General features: G+C 24.9%; 26 protein-coding genes and 3 rRNA genes. 28 read left to right on the top strand and 1 reads right to left on the bottom strand.

What is annotated here, in order from left to right:
* The 3 genes from EGN60_RS03095 (at position 1) to EGN60_RS03085 (ending at position 4890) form a co-directional block, all read left to right on the top strand.
* Positions 1–2754, top strand: a complete 2754-nt coding sequence (locus EGN60_RS03095; RefSeq protein ID WP_124724602.1) for an AAA domain-containing protein — start codon at positions 1–3, stop codon at positions 2752–2754.
* 439 nt (positions 2755–3193) lie between these two features.
* Positions 3194–3880 carry a hypothetical protein gene (locus EGN60_RS03090; protein WP_124724601.1) on the top strand — a complete coding sequence of 229 codons (687 nt, stop codon included), beginning with the start codon at positions 3194–3196 and terminating at the stop codon, positions 3878–3880.
* On the top strand, positions 3880–4890 hold the full coding sequence (locus EGN60_RS03085; protein ID WP_124724600.1) for a hypothetical protein: 1011 nt from the start codon (positions 3880–3882) through the stop codon (positions 4888–4890). The genes EGN60_RS03090 and EGN60_RS03085 overlap by 1 nt, the downstream gene beginning before the upstream one ends.
* Before the next feature lie 43 nt (positions 4891–4933).
* On the opposite strand, the gene def is transcribed toward EGN60_RS03085, so the two are convergent.
* Positions 4934–5494, bottom strand: a complete 561-nt coding sequence (gene def / locus EGN60_RS03080) for a peptide deformylase (protein WP_124724599.1) — start codon at positions 5492–5494, stop codon at positions 4934–4936.
* 76 nt (positions 5495–5570) lie between these two features.
* Between def and EGN60_RS03075 the strand changes: the two genes are divergently transcribed.
* The 25 genes from EGN60_RS03075 (at position 5571) to mnmA (ending at position 23917) form a co-directional block, all read left to right on the top strand.
* Positions 5571–6872, top strand: a complete 1302-nt coding sequence (locus EGN60_RS03075; protein WP_124724598.1) for a hemolysin family protein — start codon at positions 5571–5573, stop codon at positions 6870–6872.
* 146 nt (positions 6873–7018) lie between these two features.
* Positions 7019–7417 (top strand): 30S ribosomal protein S6, encoded by a 399-nt coding sequence (gene rpsF, locus EGN60_RS03070; protein WP_124724597.1) that lies wholly within the window; start codon positions 7019–7021, stop codon positions 7415–7417.
* A 49-nt stretch (positions 7418–7466) separates the two neighbouring features.
* Positions 7467–7952 carry a single-stranded DNA-binding protein gene (locus EGN60_RS03065; protein WP_124724596.1) on the top strand — a complete coding sequence of 162 codons (486 nt, stop codon included), beginning with the start codon at positions 7467–7469 and terminating at the stop codon, positions 7950–7952.
* 22 nt (positions 7953–7974) lie between these two features.
* Positions 7975–8283 carry a 30S ribosomal protein S18 gene (gene rpsR / locus EGN60_RS03060; RefSeq protein ID WP_124724595.1) on the top strand — a complete coding sequence of 103 codons (309 nt, stop codon included), beginning with the start codon at positions 7975–7977 and terminating at the stop codon, positions 8281–8283.
* 66 nt (positions 8284–8349) lie between these two features.
* On the top strand, positions 8350–8769 hold the full coding sequence (locus tag EGN60_RS03055) for a hypothetical protein (RefSeq protein ID WP_124724594.1): 420 nt from the start codon (positions 8350–8352) through the stop codon (positions 8767–8769).
* 29 nt (positions 8770–8798) lie between these two features.
* Positions 8799–10004, top strand: a complete 1206-nt coding sequence (locus EGN60_RS03050; protein WP_124724593.1) for a replication-associated recombination protein A — start codon at positions 8799–8801, stop codon at positions 10002–10004.
* Between the two features lie 4 nt (positions 10005–10008).
* Entirely contained in the window at positions 10009–10212 is a 204-nt protein-coding gene (locus EGN60_RS03665) for a hypothetical protein (RefSeq protein WP_334198905.1), read from the top strand.
* A gap of 116 nt (positions 10213–10328) precedes the next feature.
* Positions 10329–10949 carry a phenylalanine--tRNA ligase subunit alpha gene (gene pheS / locus EGN60_RS03045; protein ID WP_334198904.1) on the top strand — a complete coding sequence of 207 codons (621 nt, stop codon included), beginning with the start codon at positions 10329–10331 and terminating at the stop codon, positions 10947–10949.
* 8 nt (positions 10950–10957) lie between these two features.
* Positions 10958–13129, top strand: a complete 2172-nt coding sequence (locus EGN60_RS03040) for a phenylalanine--tRNA ligase subunit beta (RefSeq protein ID WP_124724592.1) — start codon at positions 10958–10960, stop codon at positions 13127–13129.
* 69 nt (positions 13130–13198) lie between these two features.
* A complete protein-coding gene (recA, locus tag EGN60_RS03035; protein WP_124724591.1) occupies positions 13199–14209 on the top strand; it encodes a recombinase RecA in 1011 nt (336 codons plus the stop codon).
* A gap of 74 nt (positions 14210–14283) precedes the next feature.
* Positions 14284–15087 (top strand): TIGR00282 family metallophosphoesterase, encoded by an 804-nt coding sequence (locus EGN60_RS03030; protein WP_124724590.1) that lies wholly within the window; start codon positions 14284–14286, stop codon positions 15085–15087.
* 2 nt (positions 15088–15089) lie between these two features.
* Positions 15090–15521, top strand: a complete 432-nt coding sequence (locus EGN60_RS03025) for a transcription antitermination factor NusB (protein ID WP_124724589.1) — start codon at positions 15090–15092, stop codon at positions 15519–15521.
* A gap of 1 nt (position 15522) precedes the next feature.
* The gene (locus EGN60_RS03020; protein ID WP_124724588.1) at positions 15523–16254 is read left to right on the top strand and encodes a TlyA family RNA methyltransferase; all 732 of its coding nucleotides are present in this window, start codon (positions 15523–15525) and stop codon (positions 16252–16254) included.
* A gap of 1 nt (position 16255) precedes the next feature.
* Positions 16256–17428 (top strand): aminotransferase class V-fold PLP-dependent enzyme, encoded by a 1173-nt coding sequence (locus tag EGN60_RS03015; RefSeq protein WP_124724587.1) that lies wholly within the window; start codon positions 16256–16258, stop codon positions 17426–17428.
* Positions 17406–17852 carry an iron-sulfur cluster assembly scaffold protein gene (locus EGN60_RS03010; protein ID WP_245979653.1) on the top strand — a complete coding sequence of 149 codons (447 nt, stop codon included), beginning with the start codon at positions 17406–17408 and terminating at the stop codon, positions 17850–17852. The genes EGN60_RS03015 and EGN60_RS03010 overlap by 23 nt, the downstream gene beginning before the upstream one ends.
* Positions 17845–19110: a Y-family DNA polymerase gene (locus EGN60_RS03005; RefSeq protein WP_124724586.1), complete on the top strand. Its 1266-nt coding sequence runs from the start codon at positions 17845–17847 to the stop codon at positions 19108–19110. Before EGN60_RS03010 ends, EGN60_RS03005 begins: the two co-directional genes overlap by 8 nt.
* Positions 19101–20186: a nicotinate-nucleotide adenylyltransferase gene (locus EGN60_RS03000; protein WP_124724585.1), complete on the top strand. Its 1086-nt coding sequence runs from the start codon at positions 19101–19103 to the stop codon at positions 20184–20186. The genes EGN60_RS03005 and EGN60_RS03000 overlap by 10 nt, the downstream gene beginning before the upstream one ends.
* Before the next feature lie 99 nt (positions 20187–20285).
* On the top strand, positions 20286–20936 hold the full coding sequence (infC, locus tag EGN60_RS02995) for a translation initiation factor IF-3 (protein WP_124724584.1): 651 nt from the start codon (positions 20286–20288) through the stop codon (positions 20934–20936).
* Between the two features lie 10 nt (positions 20937–20946).
* Positions 20947–21135, top strand: coding sequence for a 50S ribosomal protein L35 (rpmI, locus tag EGN60_RS02990; protein ID WP_124724583.1), 189 nt, complete (start codon positions 20947–20949; stop codon positions 21133–21135).
* Between the two features lie 28 nt (positions 21136–21163).
* Positions 21164–21523 carry a 50S ribosomal protein L20 gene (gene rplT / locus EGN60_RS02985; protein WP_124724582.1) on the top strand — a complete coding sequence of 120 codons (360 nt, stop codon included), beginning with the start codon at positions 21164–21166 and terminating at the stop codon, positions 21521–21523.
* 56 nt (positions 21524–21579) lie between these two features.
* A complete protein-coding gene (locus EGN60_RS02980) occupies positions 21580–22281 on the top strand; it encodes a B3/B4 domain-containing protein (protein ID WP_124724581.1) in 702 nt (233 codons plus the stop codon).
* A 38-nt stretch (positions 22282–22319) separates the two neighbouring features.
* A 5S ribosomal RNA gene (gene rrf / locus EGN60_RS02975) occupies positions 22320–22425 on the top strand.
* A gap of 48 nt (positions 22426–22473) precedes the next feature.
* Positions 22474–22579 (top strand): 5S ribosomal RNA (gene rrf, locus EGN60_RS02970).
* 49 nt (positions 22580–22628) lie between these two features.
* A 5S ribosomal RNA gene (gene rrf, locus EGN60_RS02965) occupies positions 22629–22734 on the top strand.
* A 70-nt stretch (positions 22735–22804) separates the two neighbouring features.
* Positions 22805–23917 carry a tRNA 2-thiouridine(34) synthase MnmA gene (mnmA, locus tag EGN60_RS02960; RefSeq protein WP_124724580.1) on the top strand — a complete coding sequence of 371 codons (1113 nt, stop codon included), beginning with the start codon at positions 22805–22807 and terminating at the stop codon, positions 23915–23917.
* Positions 23918–23923: the final 6 nt, after the last annotated feature.

Here is a 23923-nt window from a genome sequence, read left to right as displayed (position 1 = left end):
ATGGAAAAATATGATGTTAAGTATCAAAAAATAATGGCTAATTTACTAGATATAGAACAAAGAGATTCTTCATTATTTAGTAATATTAACAATGAAAAATATTTTGATGTCTTACAAAAATTTGGTGAGAAAACTTTTGAACAAATTTATTATAAAAATGACTTCAATTTACCTTTAATAGAATCAGATAATATTAGCTTAAGAGAAAAAGTTGCAGAAGCTAAAAATAAAACTGAAATTGTAAGTATTTTTAAAGAATACAGTCAAAGAGTAGATGATAAAATCTTTAAAACTTTATCTTCAGATTTTGAAAAAGGTAAAGCTAAAATAATAAGCCAATTAGAAACTGAATTTCAAAAATCATTTATTGGATGAAAAAAATTATTAAAACAAGCCCAAGATGTAAATATTGAAACTAATATTTGACCTTTACATATAGGTTTATTTTTCATCTCTATAAAAACAGAAAAAAAAGCAATTTATGCTCCTTTATTTTTTAAAGAAGTTACTCTAGAAATTAAAAATTCAATTGTGTATTTGATATCTACTTCTGATATTAAAATAAATAGTAAACTAATAACCTTTTTAGAACAAGAAGGTTTCATGCTTAATTTAAATAATGTTGACTTTGCTAATTTAACTTTTGAAGCATTATTTAATTTAATTCATAAAGAATGAACTTCAATTTATGAAATCCCAAATAGTTTAAAATCAAAAATTTTAGATTTAAATGAAAGCAATATAACAAACGAAGCTATTAAATTCCATCCTGGTATGGTTTTAGGTTTTTATAACGTTTCATCTGGTTATTTATGAAACCAAATGCTTAAAATTATTAAACAAGATGAATTTAAAGAAATATTAAATCCTGAAATTATTAAAAAAGTTTATAGTGAAAAAATTAAGAATGTAATTTTTGATAAAAACTTTAAATTATTTAAAATTCAAGAAACTAACTTTTCACAAGATATGGCAACTGTATCAGCGCTATATCAAGATACAATAATTTGAGGTCCTCCAGGAACCGGAAAATCTCAAACAATAAGTAATTTAATTTTAAATATTATTGCAAGAAACAAAACAGCTTTAGTTGTTTCAGAAAAAAAAGCTGCCTTAGAGGTTTTAACAAGTAGATTAAAAGAAATTAGAATTTTCTGTTTATTTGTTTTAAATGATAGAGACATGAGACTTGACAGTTTTTATGAACCCTTAGAAAAGTTTATAAAATTAGTTGAACATTATAGAGCTAGTGGTAAACAAAATGCTTTAAGTGTCTTTGCTGAAGAAGATAAAAGATATTTAGAAAAAATTAGTGAATTAAAAAACAATAAAAACTTAGAAAACGTTTTAAATTTTTATGCTTCAGTTTACAATGGTGAAATTGATGAGGCATCTTTTGAAAATGTTAAACAATTAGATCCAAGCATAAATTATGCTATTTCATCAAATTTTAAAACTGAACAAGATATTAAAAAGGCTCTTTATGAATTAAATAAAAATAAAAAACCTGGTTTCTTTACAATCTATCCAAAAAATATTAAAGAATCAGCTCAAATCATTTTCCAAAACCAAAATTTATTGAAATATGATTTAAATAATGCAATTAAATTCATTAATTCAGTTGAACTTCAAGAAATTATTCAAATTGATAAAGATTTTAAAGAAATTTTAGATGCTAAATCTCAAAATATTAATAATGGCAAGATTTTGACTAACATGATTTTAGAGTTAGTTTGTCAAAAAATTGAAGCATTTGATGAAAAACAAAGAGAGCAATATAATGCTTTTGCTATGTCAATTAGAACTGGTCATTTAAAACCATTTAAGTTTTTCCATAAACACAAAGACATGATTAAAATCTTATTCCCAGTTATTGTTACAACTCCAGAATTTGATTTATCAATGTGAGAAAAACAAGAATTTGATTTTGCTATTTTAGATGAATCTAGCCAAATTTTTCTTGAAAAAGGAATTCCTATTTTATATCTAGCTAAAAGAAAAGTTATGGCTGGAGATGATCAACAAATGCAACCAACAAAATGATTTGCTACTTCTTATGATTTTGATGAAGATGAAAATGATTTTGGAAATATTGAATCATTACTAGATTATGCAAAAGCAGTTGGTGTTTATTCAATTTTATTAGATAAAAACTATAGATCAAAACAAGCCGCTTTAATGACTTTTAGTTCTAAACATTTTTATGAATCTAAACTTGATGTTATCGATGATTATGAATGCACAATTAAAAAAGATCCAGCAATTGAAGTTCTTCAAGTAAATGGTGTTTGAGATAATTCAAAAAATGAAGTTGAAGCAAATGAAATTATTCGCTTAGCAAAAGAAAGCTTAAAAAAATACAAAAAGATAATTTTATTAGTATTCAATATTAAACAACAAGAACATTTATTAAACTTAATTTATGGATCAGAACCTGAATTAGAACAAGCATTAAATGAAAATATTATTTCAGTTAAAAATATAGAAAACATTCAAGGGGATGAAGCTGACATTGTTATTATGTCTGTTTCATATGACAAAAACACAACTTTATACAACACATATGTTGCTCGTAAAGGTGGAAAAAACGCTTTAAACGTTGCTATTTCTCGTGCTAGAGAAAAAATAATTGTTGTTAAATCAATTTTTGCAGATGATGTTGAAATTAATGAACGTTCAACAAAAGACATGATTATTTTCAAAAAATGATTAAGATTCTTAGATTTAAATAAAGAAGAACAAAAAATTATTTAAATGAAGAAAATGATTATCTTTTAACTCAAGAATACATTAATAAACTACATACTGATTTTAAAATACAAGTTATTAATTTATTAAATGATTATTTAAAAGCTTATCCTGATTATGCAGTTGAAAGTGATTATTCAATTGGTACTAAAACAATTGATATAGTTATTTTAAATCGTGAAAGCAAAAAAATAATTCAAGGATTTTTAGTTGATAGTTTCCAATATTTAAAAGATCCAGAGCAATTCTGCAAATACCGTGATAATTTTAAATTTTTAGAAAATAAATCATATCCAATTAAATGAGTTACTGAAATAAGTTGACCAGTTTATAAAGCTAAAATTCTTGAAGAATTAAAAAACAAGATTTTACAAGATGCAAAAGAAAACAAAGTAACAAAAAAGATGTTGAAGTAATTAAAGAAGATAATAATTTTGAATTAACTATGCAAGAAATTGTTTTAAAAGAAAATTTAGAAAAGTCTTTAAAAAACAATAAAATTCAAGATGATGATGAAATTGAAGATTACTCAGATCCAAGTGCAGAATTTAATACAATAGAACATGCAGAAAAAAATGAAAACTTTTTATCATCTGATATAAGACATGAACATTTAGATCATGAAGAAGAATCTGAATATGATCATAAACAAATTACTCAAATTTTTGATTTAGAAGCTAAAAGTAATTCAACTGACATAGATCATACCCATATTAATAAAGAATCATTTGAAGGTAATGATTTAGTTGATGAAGAAGATGACGACAAACCTGAAATTAAAAATGTTTCAATTAATTCTTCAAATGATAATACAACTGAAGAAGTCCACACACAAGTTATAGAAGATTCTGAAAATTCTGAAGAAATAACAAAAACACAAGAAACAGATTCTTTAGAAGAAGAAACAGAAAACACAAGAGAAGGCAATAATTTCTTTGATAAATTTTTAGATAATAAAATTACAAAAACTACAACTGAAGATGTTGACTATTATATAAAAGACACTAAAGAATTCGAAAGAAGTAATTCATCAAAAAATTTATTTAATCATGATGATATAAAAAACGATGTTATAAATGAATTAGATGATGAAACTACAAAAGATTTCGTTATGGTTGGTGAGGATGATTAATGGATAAAAAAACTAATGCTAAATTACCATGAGACGAAGATCCAAATCTAGATGTTAGTGTTGAAGATCAATTAGAATTTAAAAAGAAAGCTAAAAACGTTGTTAAATTAAAAAAGACAAGAAATATTATATTTTTAACTTTAGGAGCAGTAGGTATTGCTACTGTTTTAGGAGTTGCTTTAGGAGTTAAAACAACAAAAAGTTCTTTAAATATTTGAAAGGAATCAGTAACAACTAAAATTGCAAATAATTTTGACGCTAATATTTTAAACTGAAATAAAAATGCAAAATATGATGGTTCTAGTTTTGATTTAGCAAAAAAATTAATGACTAATTTATCATTAAAAAACTCAGCTTTATCAGTTTATAATTTCTCTTTAAATCAAGATTACAATGCAGAAATTCATAATGTAATTTTAGATGTTTTAAATCCTGATACTGTATATATTGATGTTTTATTAACAAACAGATTAACAGCGGCTTCAATAGTTGCAAGAAATTTAACTTTAAAAGCTACACAAAGTCATACATTATTAGATGAAAAAGGAATTGAGAAGTTTAATAAAGATAAAAAAATTGATGATTTAGCTAATTCACAATGAGAGTTAGCTTTTGTTACTGATGGTCGTTTTAATGATTCAGATCCTGAAAACAACACTTTTAAACAACTAAAAAACAAAATTGAATTAGTTAATCAAAAAATAAAAGCAAACAATGAAAACTATATTGATTTAGGTTTATATTTAATAGAACATGGACCTGCAAGTAATTATTATTTAAAATTCACTAAAAAAAGTCAAATAGCAGCATATTTTTTACCTTTTAATTTCAAAAGTCCAATTTCGTTAGTTAAAAAAGGTGAAGACTATTATTTAGAATTTGATGCTCAATTTTATTCAATGGCTAAAGACACAACTAAAATTAAAAATAGAAATTATGAATATGGTTTTTATGTTCCTGCTTTAGAAAAAAAATATTCAATTAAACTAACTTTCACAAATGAAAAATAAAAAACTATTTAATTTAGGCATAAAGCTTAATTAAATAGTTTTTTTATAATAATGAAGCATCGTCTTTCATTTTTCATGGTTGTTTTTTATTTATATGATCAATAAATAATTTACCTTGTAAATGGTCATATTCATGTTGCATTACTATTGCTGGATAACCAGAAACATCATACACTTTTTCTTTTCTTTCATAATATGAATAAGCTTTTACAATTACTCTTGAATATCTAAAAACATAACCAGCTTGATTTGGATGTTTTTCATTAACACTTAAACATCCCTCGCCTTCAGGCAATGCTAATTTATGATCTGAATGTCCTATTAATTTAGGATTAATTAAAGCATCTTTAAAAATATATTCATTTGTATTTTCATCTTTAATCATTATATAAAAAATATTTTTAGGAATTCCGTATTGTATAGCTGCTACTCCAACTGCAGGACGGAATTTTGTATTTTCTTCTTGACTATCATCAACATGATAAATCATTTTTTCAATTAATAATTCATCTTCTTTAACTAAAGGCCATGAAACATCTTGAGATTTAACTCTCAAAATTTTTTCTGGCAATTCTACTAATTTAACATCTTCATATTTAAACATAAAATTATTTTAACTTATATTTTAATATTTTTTATATAATAACTATATATTTAAATAAATACGGAGAAAATTAGAAATGGACGACTCGCTCAGTTATAGTTTATTAAATGAGACTACAAAAGTAACAAATCAAAAAATGGCAGAGCCATGGCAATTTGCACTTTATTCAATTTTATTAATCTTATTACTTGTTTTTAGTGCTATCTTTTCTGCAATGGAAACAGCATACACTTCAATGAGTAAAGCAAAAATTGAAGCAATGATAGAAAAAAAAGTTGTTGGTGCTAAATTAATTCAAAAGCAACACAAGTTTTTTAATAGAACCTTAGGAACTATTTTAATAGCTAACAATTTAGTTAATATTGCTTCATCTACTTTATTAACATATGTTTTATCAGCTGCATTATTAGACACAGGAACATCAGCATTAATTTCTACAGCAGTAATGACACCTATAATTGTATTTTTTGCTGAAATTATTCCTAAATTAATTGCAAAATCAAACCCTGAAAGAACAGTAAAATCACTATATTGAATTATTGAAGCTCTTTATTGAGTGTTTTTACCGATAACATATTTAATATCAAAAATAGGTAAGAAAATTTATATAACAAATACAGAAAATGAAATACAAAGTCTTTTAGATATAGCTCAAGATGAAGGTGTTTTAGAAACAAAAGAATCTGTTATGGCTCAAAATGTTTTAGAGCTTGATTCAACAAAAGTTTCTCAACATTACATTAAATTAAAAAACGTTGAAGTTTTATCACATAAAGCTAGTTTAAAAGACGCTTTAATGAAATTTAAAGAAACTAATTATTCAAGAATTCCAGTTGAAAAAGATGGAGATCTAATTGGTATTTTACTTTTAAAAGATATTTTCTTTTTAGAAAGAGGAAATATATTAAATTACATAAAAACAGTTCCAAATATTTCAGCTAACTCAAATTTATCAGTAGCTTTAGAAAAAATGCGTCAATCAAGAGCTCAAATGGCTTTTGTTGTTGAAAATAATAGTAATGATAAAGCAATAGGAATCATTACAATTGAAGACATTTTAGAAGAAGTTGTTGGTGAAATTTATGATGAGTTTGATGACGATGAACAAATTTATGAAATAAGTTTAGAACGTTGTGAAGCTAAAGGTACTGTTTTAATGAAAACATTATGAAAACAACTAGAATTTGCAGATTATTGAGATTTCGAATTAGAAGATAAAGACAAAAATCTAAATCTTTCAACATGACTTGAAAATCAAGTTGGACATAGTTTAAGAAAAAACACTAAATTTATTTATAAAGAAAAAATCCAATTTAAAGTATTATCAAAAAAATCAAAAGAAACAAAATTTGATTACATTGAAATTGATTGAAGTTAAAAAGCACAAGTTGCTTTTTAATTTTTTTATAAAAAATTCTAATACTATTTAAGGCATTTTAATGTATAATTTAATTGTTAAATGTATAAGTTAACAAGGGGTGACTCCTTGACCATTAGGTCCAAAAGTCCAGAAGGAGAAAAATAATGTCAAACTATGAAATTATGATTCTAGTAAACCCTAAATCAACTGATGAAGAATTTAAATCACTATTATTTAGTGTTTTAGATGAAAAATCTTCAAAAGTTGAAAAATTGGAAAGAACTGAATTAGCTTATCCAATTAAAAAATTAACTAGAGCTTCATATTATTTAGTTACTACAAAATCAGCACCTGAATTAATGGCTGAATTAACAAGAAAACTAAATATCGATAAAAGCATTTTAAGAACTTTAATTATTAATTTAGATTCTGAAAAAGGTTTAAAACCAAGAAAAGTTAAAAAAGCTTTACAAAGAAAACCATTTGTTAAAGGCGAAAAGAAACCTTTCCAAAAAGAGAACAAAAACCAGCACAAGGCGAAGAAAAACAAGAACGTAAAGTAAGTCCAAAAAAAGTTCAAGAAGATAAATAATTAATTTAAAAGGAGGAGAGATGAATAAAGTTATTATTGTGGGGCGTTTAGCCCAAGACCCTTATAAAGGTATTACAAAAACTGGAGGAATTGAATATTCACGTTTCACAGTTGCAGTAAACCGTGCTTATAAAGGAACAAACGGAGAGCAAATAACAGACTATATTCCATGTGTGGCTTGAAGAACTGATGCTATATTCGTTAATAATTATTTAAGCAAAGGATCACTTGTATCCATAGAAGGCTCATTCCAATCTTCTAAAGTTCCCGGACAATTCGACCAATTGGTAAACTCATATTCAGTAGCAGTCGATAGAATAGCTTCATTAGAAAGCAGGGAAGCATCAGAAAATCGTAAAAAAACATCAACAATCAATAATGTCAACAATAATTACAATAATAATCAAGAACAATTCTCAATTCCTGAAGAACAAAATCTAAATCAACCAGAAACAGTTAATGATGATGTATCATCAGAAATCATAGATTTAGATTGACAAGAATAATTATTTTTAAGGAGAAAAAATTATGGCAAGAGTAATTCGTAAAAAAGCTTTCGTTCGTAAACGTCCATGTCAATTTTGTTCAAGCAAACAACCAGTTCAAGATATCGATTACAAAAATGAAGAAGTTCTATTAAAACTAGTTAATTTACAAGGGAAAATTTTATCATCTCGTATTACAGGTACATGTGCAAAACACCAAAGAGCAGTTTCTTTAGCAATTAAAAGAGCTAGATTTGTTGCTGTTTTACCTTACATCGGACCAGTTAAAAGAGATAATAAAAAAGCTGTTGAAGCTAAAAAAGAAGAATCAGTTCAACCAACAAATAACTAGAAAATTCGCAAGAATAAAAAGCACGTTTGTGCTTTTTATTTTGCTAAAATTATATAAGGAGTATATATGAATAAACATATTAAAAAACTAGCAATATGACAAATTATTTTATCTCTTTTAAATCTTGCTTTTCTTATATTTTTATTATGAGTTATTTTATCAAGCGCGATTTTATTAACTAGAACAACTGATAAAAGTCTCTTAACAGATGAACAAAAAAAAGAAAACATGATTTTAGGAATTTTATTTGCTGTATCATTAACTTTTTATTTAATTTTTGCTGTTTCTTCTATAAGTATTGCAGCTTATTTATCTTATTTAAGTTATAGATTAAATTTAATAAATATTTTTATTTTATTTATTGCTGGAATTTTTGTTAGTCGGTTTTTAACCATCACTGCTTCAGTCATTTTTTTAAAAAAGAAAGAGAACAAGAATTCGATCAAATTATTGCAAAAAAATAATTTAAATAAAGGTTATTTTTAAAAATTTTTTGCTTTATAATTTAAATAAATATGGACAAGAATTTAGCATTTTTAAGTAGACCTGAAACTTTAAAAGATTTTGTATGTGAAGATAATAAAAGGATTTTATTTGAAAGCATAATTGAAAATCAAGATTTAAGGTCTTTTATTTTTTATGGTAGACCAGGAAGCGGTAAAACTACAATTTCATACATTTTAGCAAATGAATTAAATGTTAGTTTTGATTGCTTTAATGCTGCTATTGATAAAAAAGAAGATTTAGTAACCAAAATAAAAAATAACAAAATAGTTATTATTGACGAAATTCATCGTTTGAATAAAGATAAACAAGATATTTTACTTCCTTATTTAGAAAATGGACTAATAACTATTTATGCAACAACTACTGAAAATCCATATTTTAAATTAAATCCTGCATTACGTTCTAGATGCACTATTATTGAACTATCTCGCCTTGAAGAAAAAGATATTTCAAATAAATTGCTTGAAATAGCAAAAAATCAAAATTTTGAATTAGATAAAGAAGTTGCATATTTTTTAGCAACACAAGCTAATGGTGATTTTAGAGCAGCAATTAATTTATTAGAACTTGTTTTAAACTTATCTAAAAAAGTTCCTATTGATTTAAAAACTGTTAAAACGATTTTGCCGAGTTTACAATTTGCTTCAGATGAAAAAGGTGATGAACATTACAATTATTTATCAGCTTTTCATAAATCTTTAAGAGGTTCTGATTGAAACGCCGCTTTATATTGAGGTTTTATTATTGTTAAATCAGGAGATTTTGACGGATTATTTAGAAGAATGATTTGTGCAACTTATGAAGATGTAGGATTAGCTAATTCTAAATTAGCAATTGAAGTTATGACAGCTATAAATGCTTTTGAAAGATTAGGAATGCCAGAAGGTTATTTACCAATTGCAAATGCAATTTTATTAATATCTTTAAGTCCTAAATCAAACTCAGCTTATTTAGCTGCTAAAAATGTAAATGATTTAATTAATCAAAATTATATTTATGATGTACCTAATCATTTAAAAGATGCTCATTATAAATCAGCATCAAAACTAGGCAGAGGAATTAATTATTTATATCCTCATGATTTTGAAAACCATTATGTATTTCAACAATACTTGCCAGACAAACTTTTAAACTTTAATTTTTATAAATTTGGTAATTCTATATATGAACAAAAAGTTTTAGAGTATTGAAAAAAATTAAAAAAAGAAAGGTAATAATATGAAATTTGATTTAAATTTAATAAACAACCAAGAAGATTTAAAACTATTAAAAAATCAATTTAATAACTCAGCTGAATTATTAGATTTAATGGCACAATTAAAAACTGCAGAAAAAGATAAAAAAGCTGAAATAGGTAAAAAAATCCAAGCACTTAAAAAGAAGCTGAAGACTTTTTTGAAAAAGCAAAAGAAAAATTATTAAATATAGAAATTCAAAATCGTTTAGAAAAAGACTTTGAAGATATTGCTTGGCCTACAGATAAAAAAGGTGCAATTCATCCAATTAATATTATTGCCGATCGTTTTAGAACTTGATTAGTGTCTAATGGATATTTTGAATATCATGAAAGCGAAATGGTTAGCGATGAATATAATTTTGAAAGATTAAATATTCCAAAATCTCACCCAGCAAGAGAAATGCAAGATTCTTTATATTTAAAAGAAAATTTATTATTAAGAACACATAACACCGGAATAAGTGCTATGGCTTTAGAAAAACATAAAAATCAAGAATTTTCACAATTTGCTATTGGAAGAGTTTATCGTAACGATGAAGAAGATAGAACTCACACACATCAATTTACTCAACTTGATTTAGTAAGCGTTGGAAATCACTCTTTTGCTACATTAATTTATACTTTAAAAGAAATGCTTTCATATGTTCTTGAAGAAAAAATTGAAATTCGTTTACGTCCTTCATATTTCCCATTTACTGAACCTAGTGTTGAAGTGGATATATTCTTTAAAAACCGTTGAATAGAAGTTTTAGGAGCTGGAATGATTGATGAAAATGTTTTACGTTCAGCTGGTTATACAAACAATATGAACGGAATTGCTGCTGGAATAGGTATTGAAAGAATTGTAATGATTAAATATGGAATAGATGACATAAGAGAACTATATACAAATGATCAAAGATTTTTAAAACAATTTAGATAGGAGATAACATGCTTTTTTCATATAAAACATTATGTCGTTTAGCAAATTTAAAAAACAAATCTATAGAAGATGTTACAAAAGCAATTAATTCAATTGGTTTTGAAGTTGAAGAATACTATAAAATAGCAGATGTAGAAGGTGTAAAATTTTGTAAAGTTTTAAAAGCTTATAAAAATCCAAATGCTGATAGATTAACTGTTTGTGAAGTTGAATTTGCAAATAATCAAAAATCAGTAATTCAAACAACAGCAGAAAATATGCATGAAGGCGATTATGTAATGGCTTTTGTTCCTGGTTCTATATCTGGTTCAACAGTTTTTGCATCAAAAGAAATGAAAGGCATAACTTCACACGGAATGTTTGTGGGGCTTGGTGAATTAGGAATTAAACAAGAAGGTGCAAGAGAAGATAAATTTGAAGGAATATTTCACGTTGATGCAATTGATTTATCTTTAGATCCTGTTGAATATTTTGATTTAAATGATTACATGATTGATGTATCAATTTTATCTAATAGAGCAGATGCAAGTTGTTATTTAATTTTTGCAAAAGAATTAGCTACTTATTTTAAAACTTCAGTTAAAACAAATTTTAAAGCAAACCCAAATTTAGAATCTGATATTAAAATTACCAATCTTACAAAAACTAACTCATTTAGTTTAATTGAAGCTAAAAATGATAATTTAAAATTATCTTTAGCTGAAGAGTTTTTGTTATGAAAACATAATATTAAAACATTTAACAATGCAGTTGATTTAACAAATTTTGTTTTATTATACACTGCTGTTCCTTGCCATGTTTATAATAAAGATGAATTAAAATCAAATGAATTTTCTACTGAATTAGTGACTGAAAAAGTAACTATTTTAGGCAATAAAGAAGTTGAATTAAATAATAATTTAGTAATCAAAAATGGAAATGATTCAGTTTCATTAGCAGCTACAATTGGTTTTGAAAATTATCAATTTAAAGCTACGGCTTCAAAAGCAATTTTTGAATTAGCATCTTTTGATATTAAAGAAATTAGAAAAAATGCTAAACAAATAAAATTAGATACAAATGCTTCAGCAAGAGCTAATAAAGAAATTGCTTTAGGTGCTATATTACTTGCTTATAATTTTCTATCTCAATATTTAAATGAATATTCTGAACTTATAAATGCTCCTAAAGTTACTAAAAAGTCTATTTTAATTGATAATAAATACATTACTAAATTTGCTGGTTTTAATATAACAACAACCAAACGTTATCAAGAAATTTTAATGACTTTAAAAACATTAGATTTTAAATTTAAATCTGATCTTTCAACAGTTACTTTTCCAACTTATCGTTATGATTTAAATAATATTCAAGATTTTGTTGAAGAACTATTTAGATTTTATGGTTATGATAATTTCCCTTCAAAACAACCTAAAATAACAAGATTATTAAATACTGAAATTTTAGAACCTAAATTTAATAATATTTTAAAACAAAAAGGTTATTTAAATATTAGAACTTATACTTTAATTAAACCTGAAAACAATGTTTTTAATCCTTTTAATTTTATAGAAACATTCAATGCTTTAGATTCTAAAAATTATGATCACTCTCAAATAAGACATTCAATGATTTCAAGTTTATATACTGCTTTAAATTACAATGAAAAACAAGAACTTAAAAAAGGCTCATATTTTGAAATTGGAATGATAAGCGATAAAATAAACGTTTTAGGTTTAGTTTCAAATGAAAAAACTTTTAATGAAATAAAAGAAGACATTATTTCATTAACAAATCAAGATCTAGAAATTAGAAAATCAAATTTAGAAATTTTTAATCCTAATGCATCATTAGAAATTTATAAAGATAATAAATTAATTGGATATATAGCAAAATTACATCCTAGCTTTATAAATACAGATGCTATATTTGCTGAAATATTTTTAGATGAATTAGAAAATAAAAAACTTGAATTTAAAAACTATAAACACGAACCTTTGAAAAGCCGTGATATTACAATAGAATTAAAACAAAAAGAATCATTAGAAAAAGTAATAAATGAATTAAAAAATATTAAAGGAATTTATTCAATAAAAGTAAAAGATATTTATCAAAAAGATGAAAATCAAAGAAATATTACTTTATCAGTTCTTTTAGAAGATTGAGCAACTAAGAAATTTGATTTAACTTTTAATAAGTAGTTTTCTCTATTTTTCTCAAATAACTAAAAATAAATTATTCTTTTTTTAAAATAAGTTCAGGAGAAAAAAATGAGTAAAGATAAATCAAAAAATAGTTCATTAATGAACGACTCTTTAATTGAAGAAACTTTTAAAGAAATTGAAAAAAAATTCGGTCCTGAAGCGATAATGATTTTAGGAGAAAAGCCAAATATTATTCCAAAAACATTTTCAAGTGGATCGCTTGCAATAGATAATATTTTAGGAATTAATGGTTGACCTGAAGGCAGAATTATTGAAATTTATGGACCTGAAAGTTCTGGTAAAACTACAATTGCTTTACATGCAATTTATGAAATACAAAAAAAAGGTGGTATAGCTGCTTTTATTGATGCTGAGCATTCAATCGATCCTATTTACGCAAGAAATTTAGGAGTTGATATTAATAATTTAATTTTATCTCAACCAGATTCAGGTGAACAAGCATTAGAAATAGTAGATAGTTTAGCTAAAACCGGAGCAATTGATTTAATAGTAGTTGATTCTGTGGCCGCTTTAGTTCCAGAAGCTGAGTTAAATGGAGATATGCGCGATCAAGCAATTGGTGCACAAGCTCGTTTGATGTCTAAAGCTTTAAGAAAAATAACTGGTTCATTAGCAAAAAACAAAACAACAGTAATTTTTATAAATCAAATTAGAGAAAAAATTGGAGTTATCTTTGGTAATCCCGAAACTACTGCAGGTGGTAAAGCTTTAAAATTTTATGCTTCAATTCGTTTAGAAGTTAGAAAAGCTCAAAACTTAACAACAAATGGCGACATAACTGGAAATCAAATTAAATGTAAAGTTGTTAAAAATAAATTAGCTGCACCATATAAAACAGCTCAAATTGAAATCATTTTTTCAAAAGGAATTTCAAAAGTTTCGGAAGTTATTAATTTCGCTGAAGAATTTGAAATTTTAACTAAAAAAGGTTCTTGATATAGTTATAATGGTGAAAACATTGCACAAGGCAATATGAATTTACAAATTCTATTTCAAACCAATCAAGAACTATATAAAGAAATAGAACAAAAAGTACTGGAAAAACTAACAAATTAATATCATTTTATAAGTTAAATAATGCTTTATCGTTATTTAACTTTTTTATAAATTATTAGTTTATAATTTTAAATATGAAAAAAGACGAATTGAATGTGTTATTTTTAGGTGATATTTTTGGTAAACCAGGCATAGAGTTTGTTACTAAAAATTTAGAGAATCTAAAAAAAGAATATGATATTGATTTTGTCATAGCTCAAGCTGAAAATGTTTCAGGAAGAAAAGGCTTTATTCCTAAAGATTATAAAAAACTTAAAGAAATAGGAATAGATGCTTTTACTTTAGGAAACCACGTTTGGGCAAAAGATGGAATTTTAGAAATAATTAATAATAATGATTTAATTAGACCAGCAAATACAGAAAATGATTATCCAGGTTCAGGTGTACGTGTTTTTGAAATAAAAGCAAATAAAATAGCAGTTATGTCTTTTATGGGAATAACTTTTAATCCTTTATTGCCGCCTTGAAAAGAAGAAGTAGCAACTAATTTCTTTGATAAATTTGATGAGCTTTTTTTAAAAACAGTTGCAGATTATTTTATCATTGATTTTCATGCTGAAACAACTTCAGAAAAATCAATTTTTGGGTTGTATGTAGACGGTAAGGTTGACGCACTATTTGGAACTCACACACACATTCAAACAAATGATGCTCACATTTTACCAAAAGGAACTTATTACACAACTGATGCAGGTATGTGTGGGCCTAGAGATTGCGCTATTGGTTCTAATTTTCAAGAAGTATATGAAAAAATGCGTTATGGCTTACACTCTTCTTTTAAAGTATCTAATAATAAATGTCAATTAAACGGTGTTCTATTTAAATTAACAAAAAATAACGATAATAAATTTATTAAATTAATAAATATTCAGGAGTAAAAATGGATCAAAATAATAAAACTGAAATAAATAAAAATAAAATTAGGTTTTTATATAAAGCCTTAAAATTTAGAATCAATATTATTACAATAATTTATCAAGCAGAATTGTTTAATGAAAAAATTGATTCTAATGAAATTTTTAAAAATCAAGATTTATCAGCTTCTGAATTAAAAGTAATTGAAGAAATTGCTTTAGATTATGATAGATTTATTAAAGTTTCAAAATCTTTAATATCATCAGAATGAGAATGAGAAAGAATCTCTCCTTTAACAAGAGCAATCATCATTTATGGAGAATATGAAATGCTTCATAATGATAAATTAGTTGTAATAAATGAAATGGTTAAAATAACTAAAAATTATGTTCCAAATAATGATTATAAATTTGTTAATAAAGTTCTAGATATGTTTGCTAAAAAAATAAATAAATAATATGAAAAAAACTATAAAAGAAATATTATTAGAAAAAACAACATTATTAGAAAAAGAAATTGAATATTTAATAAGATCACAAAAAGTAATAGTAAACGGCGAAAAGATCCTTTTGCCGTCTTTAAAATATGAAGAAAATGACATAACTTTTGAAATTTTAGAAAATAAAAAAAGTTATGTTTCAAGAGGTGCATATAAACTTTTAAAAGCTATTGAAGAATTTAAATTAGATATTAAAAATAAAGTTTGTTTAGATATAGGTTCTTCTACTGGCGGTTTTGTTCAAGTACTTTTAGAAAATGATGCTAAAAAAGTTTATGCAGTAGATTGTGGAACCAATCAATTAGATTATTCTTTGAGAATAAATGAAAAAGTAGTAACATATGAAAAAACAAATTTAAAAAATTTAAATAAAGATTATTTTTTAGAAAAGCTAGATTTTGTAAGTTGTGATGTTTCATTTATAAGTTTAAAGCATGTTTTTTTAGTATGTAATAAAATAATGGAACCTAATACTTATATTATGGCTTTAATTAAACCTCAATTTGAAGCAAGTTCAAAATATGTTTCAAAAGGTGGTTATGTTGATGAGCAATATCATGAATTCTTAATTAATAGAGTTAAAGAATATGCTAAAGAAAATAATTTTGAATTTGTTGAATTAAAACCAAGTCCAATTTTAGGAGATAAATCAAAAAATACTGAATATATTTCACTTTTTAGAAAGGTTTAAAATGAATGAATATAAAAAAATGTTTCCAATGTTTATAAATAATAAAGACATTGTTTATTTTGATAATGCAGCATTAGGTTTTAAACCTTATGAAGTATTACAAGCTGGTTTTGATTTTTATGAAAAATTTTCAATTTCAACAAGAACAGCAGATTCAAAATTAGGAATTTTTATAGCATCTCAATTGGCTAATATAAGAAAAAATATAGCTAATTTTGTTGATGCAAATGAAAATGAATTAATTTTTAGCTCTGGGACTACTGAATCTTTAAATTTAATTGCTTCAATGCTTTCTGAAACAATTAATGAAGGTGAAATTATTTTAAGTTATTATAATCACAGTTCAAATATTGTTCCTTTTTTAGAACAATTTAAAAATAAAAATATTAAATTTATTTACACAAAAAATAATGAGGAAGTTTTAAATAATATAAACAAAAACACTAAAATAGTAGCATTGCCTCAAAAATCTAATACATTTGAAGTCGATTTTGATTTTGATAAAATCTATAAAAAATGTAAAGAAAATAATGCAATTTTAATTAATGACGCTGCTCAGGCTATTGTTCATGAAAAAGTTTCTTTAAAAAATTCCGATGTAATTGCTTTTTCTGCTAATAAAATTTATGGTCCTACTGGGATTGGCGCTTTAGTAATAAAAGAAGAATTAATTAATAAATTATTACCTAAAAAATGAGGTGGTGGTCAAGTTCAAGATATTTATGGCTCTTGTCATTGAGATTCTAAACCTAGCATAATTCGTTTTGAACCTGGAACTCAAAACTTTGCTGGTATTTTTCAATTTAATGCAGCAATTGAATTTGTTAAAAAACTAACTTATGAAAAAATAAATGAACTTGAAAATGAAGTTTATGACTATCTTATTTTAAAACTTAAAGAATTATCAAATGTTGAAATAGATAAAAAAAGCAGCAATAGAATTGTTTTATTTAATTTAAAAAACATCCCTTCTCAAGACGTAGCTTCTTATTTGGGACATCAAAATATTTATGTTAGATCAGGTGTTTTCTGTGCTCACAAATTTAAAGAATTACCAGAACATAATAAAAGTTATATAAGAGTTTCAATCAGTTTTTATAATGATAAAGAAGATGTTGATATTTTAATTAATACTCTTAAAAAGATGGGAGATGATTACCTTGGCTTTTTATAATAATGAACAAAAACAAAAAATTATTTTTGAAGCATATCAAAATCCTCAATATAAAAAAGATAAGATAATTGAAACAAATAAAACAATAAAAGAGCATTCTTTAGTTTGTGTCGATGATATAAAAATTAATTTTGAATTTGAAAATGATTATTTAAAAAATGTTGAATATGAAGCAACCGGATGTGCTATTTTTTTAAGTTCAGTTGAAATAATGATTAAAGAAAATATTAATAAAACTAAAAAACAAATTCAAAACATTTTAGAAACTTATTTTAAAATGATTAAAAGCACTGAATTAAATGAAAATGAAGCAGATTTATTAAATAAATTAACTGTTTTTCAAAATGTAAAAGTTCATTTAAATCGTTTAGAATGTGCTTCAATAATTTATAGAAGTTTTAAAAAAGGGCTTGAAAATGAATAAAGTAATATTCCATATTGATATGGATGCTTTTTTTGTTAGCTGTGAAAGAGGTATAAATCCAAGTTTAAATAATAAACCCATTATTATTGCAAGAAATTCAAATAGAGCAATAATAACTGCAATGTCATATGAAATAAAAAATAAAGGCTTTAAAGTAGGCGATCCTTTTTATAAAGTTAAAGACATTTTTAAAGATGCTTTAATAATAGAACCACATTACGAACTTTATTCTTTAACTTCAAAAAGACTTTTTGAAAGATTAGCTTATGAGCTAAATATCGAAATTGAAGTTTATTCAATTGATGAATGTTATATTGATGTAACTGAAATTTTAGAAAAAAAACAAATCTCAGCAAAAATTTTTGCAAAACAAATTCAGGATTTTATACTAAAAGAATTTTCTTTACCTTGTTCTATTGGAATTTCTTATAATAAATTTTTAGCTAAAATGAGTACAAATAAAGCTAAACCATTTGGAATTTTAGAAACAAAAAAAGAAGATATTGAAAAACACTTTTATGATTTACCTGTTTCAAAAATATTTGGTATTGGTAAAAAAAATTCAATAAAACTAATAGATGCCAATATAAAAACATATAGAGATTTAGTTAATTTTGATAATGAATTACTTTTAAGAAAAATATTAACTAAAAATTATTATGAATTTATAAAAAGACTAAAAGGTGAAGAAACAAAAGATCACGTTTTTAATTCAGAAACTAAAGGAATTGGAAATTCAACAACTTTTGAATTTGGAAATAGTTCAGATAGAACACTTATTTTAAATACTCTTTATAGTGTTATTTTAAATGTTTCAAATAGAGCTCAAGATCAAAATCAAGAAGGAAATTATATATCAGTTTTAATTAGAGAAACTAATAAAAATTGAATATCAAAACAATTTAAATTAGATCATTACACAAATGATTTTGAAGAACTAAAAAAATTAGGCTTTAAAATTTTTTTAGATTTATGAGATGAAGATGAATTAATTCATGGACTTGGTTTTAGACTTTCAAATTTAAAAAAAGTTGCTTTGAATTATAAACAACTTAATTTATTTAATGAAAGTAAATTTGAAAATAAATCAAGTAAAATTATTTCGGATATAAATAATCAATTAGGTCTAAGAGTTTTAAAAAATGCTAATGATTTATTAAATGAAAAAAAGCAAGAATTACATAACATTAGATTTTTAAGAAAAACACCAGGCAGTCAGTCTAAAAAAATAAATTTGGAGGCTAAAAAATGAAAATAGCTATATTCGGTGGAAGTTTCAATCCAGTTCACAAAGGTCATATTGAAGTTGCTAAATTTGCAATTGAAAATTTAAATTTAGAAGAACTATATTTTGTTCCAGCTAATAAAAATCCTTTTAAAAAAGCAAGTGATTATGTTGATAATAAACACAGAATCAACATGCTTAATTTAGTTTTAGAAAACAAAATGTTTGTTTCAGAATTTGAAACTAAAAGACAAGGAAATTCATATACTATTGATACAGTAAGATACTTTAAAGCAAAATATCCAGAAGCTGAACTTTATTTATTAATAGGTTCAGATAATGTACCTAAATTAAATAAATGAAAAGACATAGATGAAATTGCAAAATTAGTTAAAATAACTGTTTTTAATAGAGGTAATGTTTATTCAAAAATTAATTTAAAAAAATATAACTGTATTAAATTAGATAATCCTTTATATAACTTTTCTTCAACTGAATATATAACAGGAAAACTTGAATTAGTTGATGAAAAAGTTCAAGAATATATAGGTAAAAATTGACTTTATTTTGAAGATATAGCACGTTCTTTTTTATCTCTAGATCGATTTAAACACTTGCGTTTCACAGCTGAATTTGCAGCGCAACTTGCTAAAAATCATAAATACTCAATTAAAAATGCCTATAGAGCTGGTTATATGCATGATATAACAAAAGAATGAGATAGAGAAAAAGCATATCAGTTTTTAAAACCTTATGGATATAATAAAGAAAATTTAGAAGTATATAAACTTCATCAAACAACAGCTTATTATTGATTAAAAGACTTTTATAAATATGATAATTTAGAAGTTCTTGAAGCAATAAAAGTTCATACATCTATGGCTTTAGAAATGGATGATCTAGCAAAAATATTATTTATAGCAGATAAAATATGCCAAGGTAGAACTTGAGAAGGTGTTCAAAAAATGAGAAAAATAGCTTTAGAAGATCTAAATCAAGGTCTAGCTGTTGTTACTAAATCATTTAGTATTGATTGAAATTTATCTCAAGGAATCAAGTTTACAGAAGAACAAGAAAAAATATATAATAAATGAGCAAAATTAAAATAAAGTGGTATAATAAAAATGCTTTTAATAGCACAAGTAGATTCATTTCTCACCTTAGTGATTTTTTGCTGGGTTGCTACAATAAAGAAAATTTTGTAGTTTTTGGGAAGTGGACTAACCACTTTTTATTTTATTAAGGAGGAAGTTATTATTACAAATAACGATAATAACGGCAATCAAAATTCAAGAAAACCAAAATCTGAACACGTTATAAATAAAGATATTCCATATAAAAAAGTTTATGTTTTAGGACCTGATGGAGAAAAAATCGGTGTTCTAACTAAAGAAGAAGCTTTACAAAAAGCATCTGAATTTGGAATGGATTTAGTTTTAATAGCAATTGAAAACAATAAACCTATTGCAAAAATTTTAGATTATGGTAAATTCAAATATGACAAAAAGAAAAAACAAAAAGCCGTTAAAGAAAAACAAGCTGTCACAGTTAATCGTGAAATTCGTCTAACACCATTAATTGGTGATCATGACCTTGAAACAAAAGCTCGTAAAGCTAGAGAATTCGTTTTAGAAGGTAGTAGAGTTAAGGTTTCAGTTAAATTTAGAGGTCGTGAAAGAGCAAGAATTGAATTAGGTGAAGACATTCTTAAAAAATTCTATGCTTTATTAGAAGATGTAGCGCGTATTTCAAAAGAAGCAACTTTGGCTAACGATCGTTTCTTAGATATGTATATAGAAAAAGATAAGAAAAAAGTTGATTCTTTAAATCATAAAAATAACGAACCTTCAAATACTTAAGGAGAATAACATGCCAAAAATGAAAACCAAAAGCGGTTTAAAGAAAAGAATTAAAGTAACCGCAACTGGAAAAGTTAAAAGAGGAAATGCTTTCCGTTCACACTTAGCTCAAAATAAATCAACAAAACAAAAACGTCAATCTCGTAAATCATCAACATTATCAAGCTCAGATTTCAAAAGATACAAAGAATTAATTTAATTTATTAATTATTTAGAAAGGAATTAAGATGCGTACAAGAGGTGGAATTGTTACAAGAAGAAGACGTGCAAAATGAATAAAATTAGCTAAAGGATACTGAGGACACAAATCAGTTGGTTATAAAGTTGCTAAACAAGCTGTTGTTAAGTCATGAACATACGCTTTTAGAGATAGAAAACAAGTTAAACGTGAATTTAGAAAATTATGAATCTCACGTATTAATGCAGCTGCAAGACCAATGGCTATTACATACTCAAGATTAATTGAAGGTTTAAAAGCTGCTAACATTTCAATTAACAGAAAAATGTTATCTGAATTAGCAATTAATTATCCAAACACATTTGCTAAAATTGTTGATCAAGCTAAAGTAGCTTTAAAAAACAAATAATTTTTTAAATAGCAATTTAAATTGCTATTTTTTTTATAATTATAAAAGGTGATATTATGAAAAAATTTATTGTTGAAAAATCATTTTGAGATTTATTTCCAGAAGCTAAATTAGGCGTAATTTTATTAAAAAATATTAATAATAATTTTGATAATGAAGAACTTAAAAAAGAATTAAAAAAGGCAAATAATGAAGCTAAAAAATATTTAACTTCTTCAATTCTTTCAGAAATAGAAGAAGTTAAAGTTTGAAGAGAAGCTTATAAAAAATTTAAAAATAAAAAAGGTGCACGTTCTTCTATTGAAGCTTTATTAAAAAGAGTTGAGCAAGAAAAATATGTTTCATCAATTAATCCATTGGTTGATATTTATAATGCCGCTTCATTAAAATTTGCTTTACCATGTGGTGCTGAAGATATTGATAAATTTGTAGGTAATTTAAAATTAGAAGTAACTAACGGAAATGACGAATTTTTAGCTTTAGGTGATGAAGAAGTTTCATATACTTATGAAGGCGAAGTTTGCTATAAAGATGATGCTGCTGCAGTTTGTCGTTGTTTAAATTGAAGAGATGGTAAAAGAACAATGATAGATGAAAATACAAAAAACGCTTTTTTAATTATGGAATTATTAGATTTAAACCGTTTTAGTGTTTTAAAAGAAGCACTTGAGTATATTAAAAAGCAAGCAAGCGAATATTTAAATGCAGAAATAGAGCTAAAAATTTTAGATAAAGATGATTTTGAAATAAATTTATAAAATTTATTAAAAACTTTTTAAAAAGTGTATAATAATTACATAGCAACCATAACGAAGAGGTTCCACCTGATCCCATTCCGAACTCAGCAGTTAAACTCTTCCGTGCCGACGATACCGCAATGGGAAAATAGGTCGTTGCTTCTTTTTTTTATTTTTTTTATAACAAAAATATTTTTTTATGTATAATAATTACATAGCAACCATAACGAAGAGGTTCCACCTGATCCCATTCCGAACTCAGCAGTTAAACTCTTCCGTGCCGACGATACCGCAATGGGAAAATAGGTCGTTGCTTCTTTTTTTTTATTTTTTTTATAACAAAAATATTTTTTTATGTATAATAATTACATAGCAACCATAACGAAGAGGTTCCACCTGATCCCATTCCGAACTCAGCAGTTAAACTCTTCCGTGCCGACGATACCGCAATGGGAAAATAGGTCGTTGCTTCTTTTTTTTATTTTCAAAGAGTTTTCTAGTATAATTTAATTTAAATATATTTAAATTTAAGGGGTTTATTATTATGAAAAAAAGGGTCGTAGTTGGCTTAAGCGGTGGAGTTGATTCTTCAGTAGCAGCTTATTTATTAAAAAAACAAGGTTATGAAGTCATCGGGCTTTTTATGAGAAACTGAGATTCTTTTTTAAATAATGATATAAAAGGAAATGAACATATAAGCCAAGACGTTTGTCCCCAAGAACAAGATTATTTAGATGCAAAAGAAGTAGCAAAAAAATTAGATATTCCTCTTGAAAGAAAAGATTTTATAAAAGAATATTGAGATAATGTTTTTTCATATTTAATAAATGAATATAAAAAAGGTAGAACTCCAAATCCTGATATTTTTTGTAATAAATATATTAAATTTGCAGCTTTTGCTGATCATGCATTTAATGAACTAAAAGCCGATTATATAGCAATGGGTCATTATGCAGATGCAAGAGATGGTGAACTTTTTCGGGCGTTAGATGAAAATAAAGACCAATCATATTTTTTAGCTCAACTTTCAAATGAACAACTTTCAAAAGTTCTTTTTCCTTTAGCAAAATTAAAAAAACCTGAAGTTAGAGAAATTGCAAAAGAACTAGATTTAATAACTGCTAATAAAAAAGATTCAACAGGTATTTGTTTTGTTGGAGAAAGAAATTTTGCTCAATTTTTAAGCAATTATATTCCTGCTCAACCAGGTGATATAGTAGATATTGCAACTAACAAAGTTGTAGGTAAACATTTTGGAGCTATGTATTATACAATTGGTCAAAGAAAAGGTTTAAATTTAGGTGGTTATGAAAAACCATATTTTGTAGTGGGTCATAATTTAGAAAAAAAACAAATTTATGTTGCTAATGAAGATCATAAAGATTATTTATTATCAGATGAATTAATTGCAAATGATTTTAATTTAATAGCTAAACAATATGACAAAAATAATTTAACAGCTAAATTTAGATATAGACAAAAAGACATTCCATGTCAAATTGAACTTTTAGACAATAATAAAATAAAAGTTAAATATGAATTAACTGAAGCTGTAACTCCAGGACAAGAAGTAGTAATTTATGATAATGAAAAAGTAGTTGGAGCAGCAATTATTGATCAAATTTATTTAAACAATATTAAAAAGAATTATTTATAAAGGAAA

Source organism: Mycoplasma struthionis (assembly GCF_003855455.1).
GTDB classification, from domain to species: Bacteria; Bacillota_I; Bacilli_A; order Mycoplasmatales; family Metamycoplasmataceae; genus Metamycoplasma; species Metamycoplasma struthionis.
The sequence above is the reverse complement of the archived record's forward strand: the minus strand, read 5'-3'. Positions and strand labels throughout refer to the sequence as shown.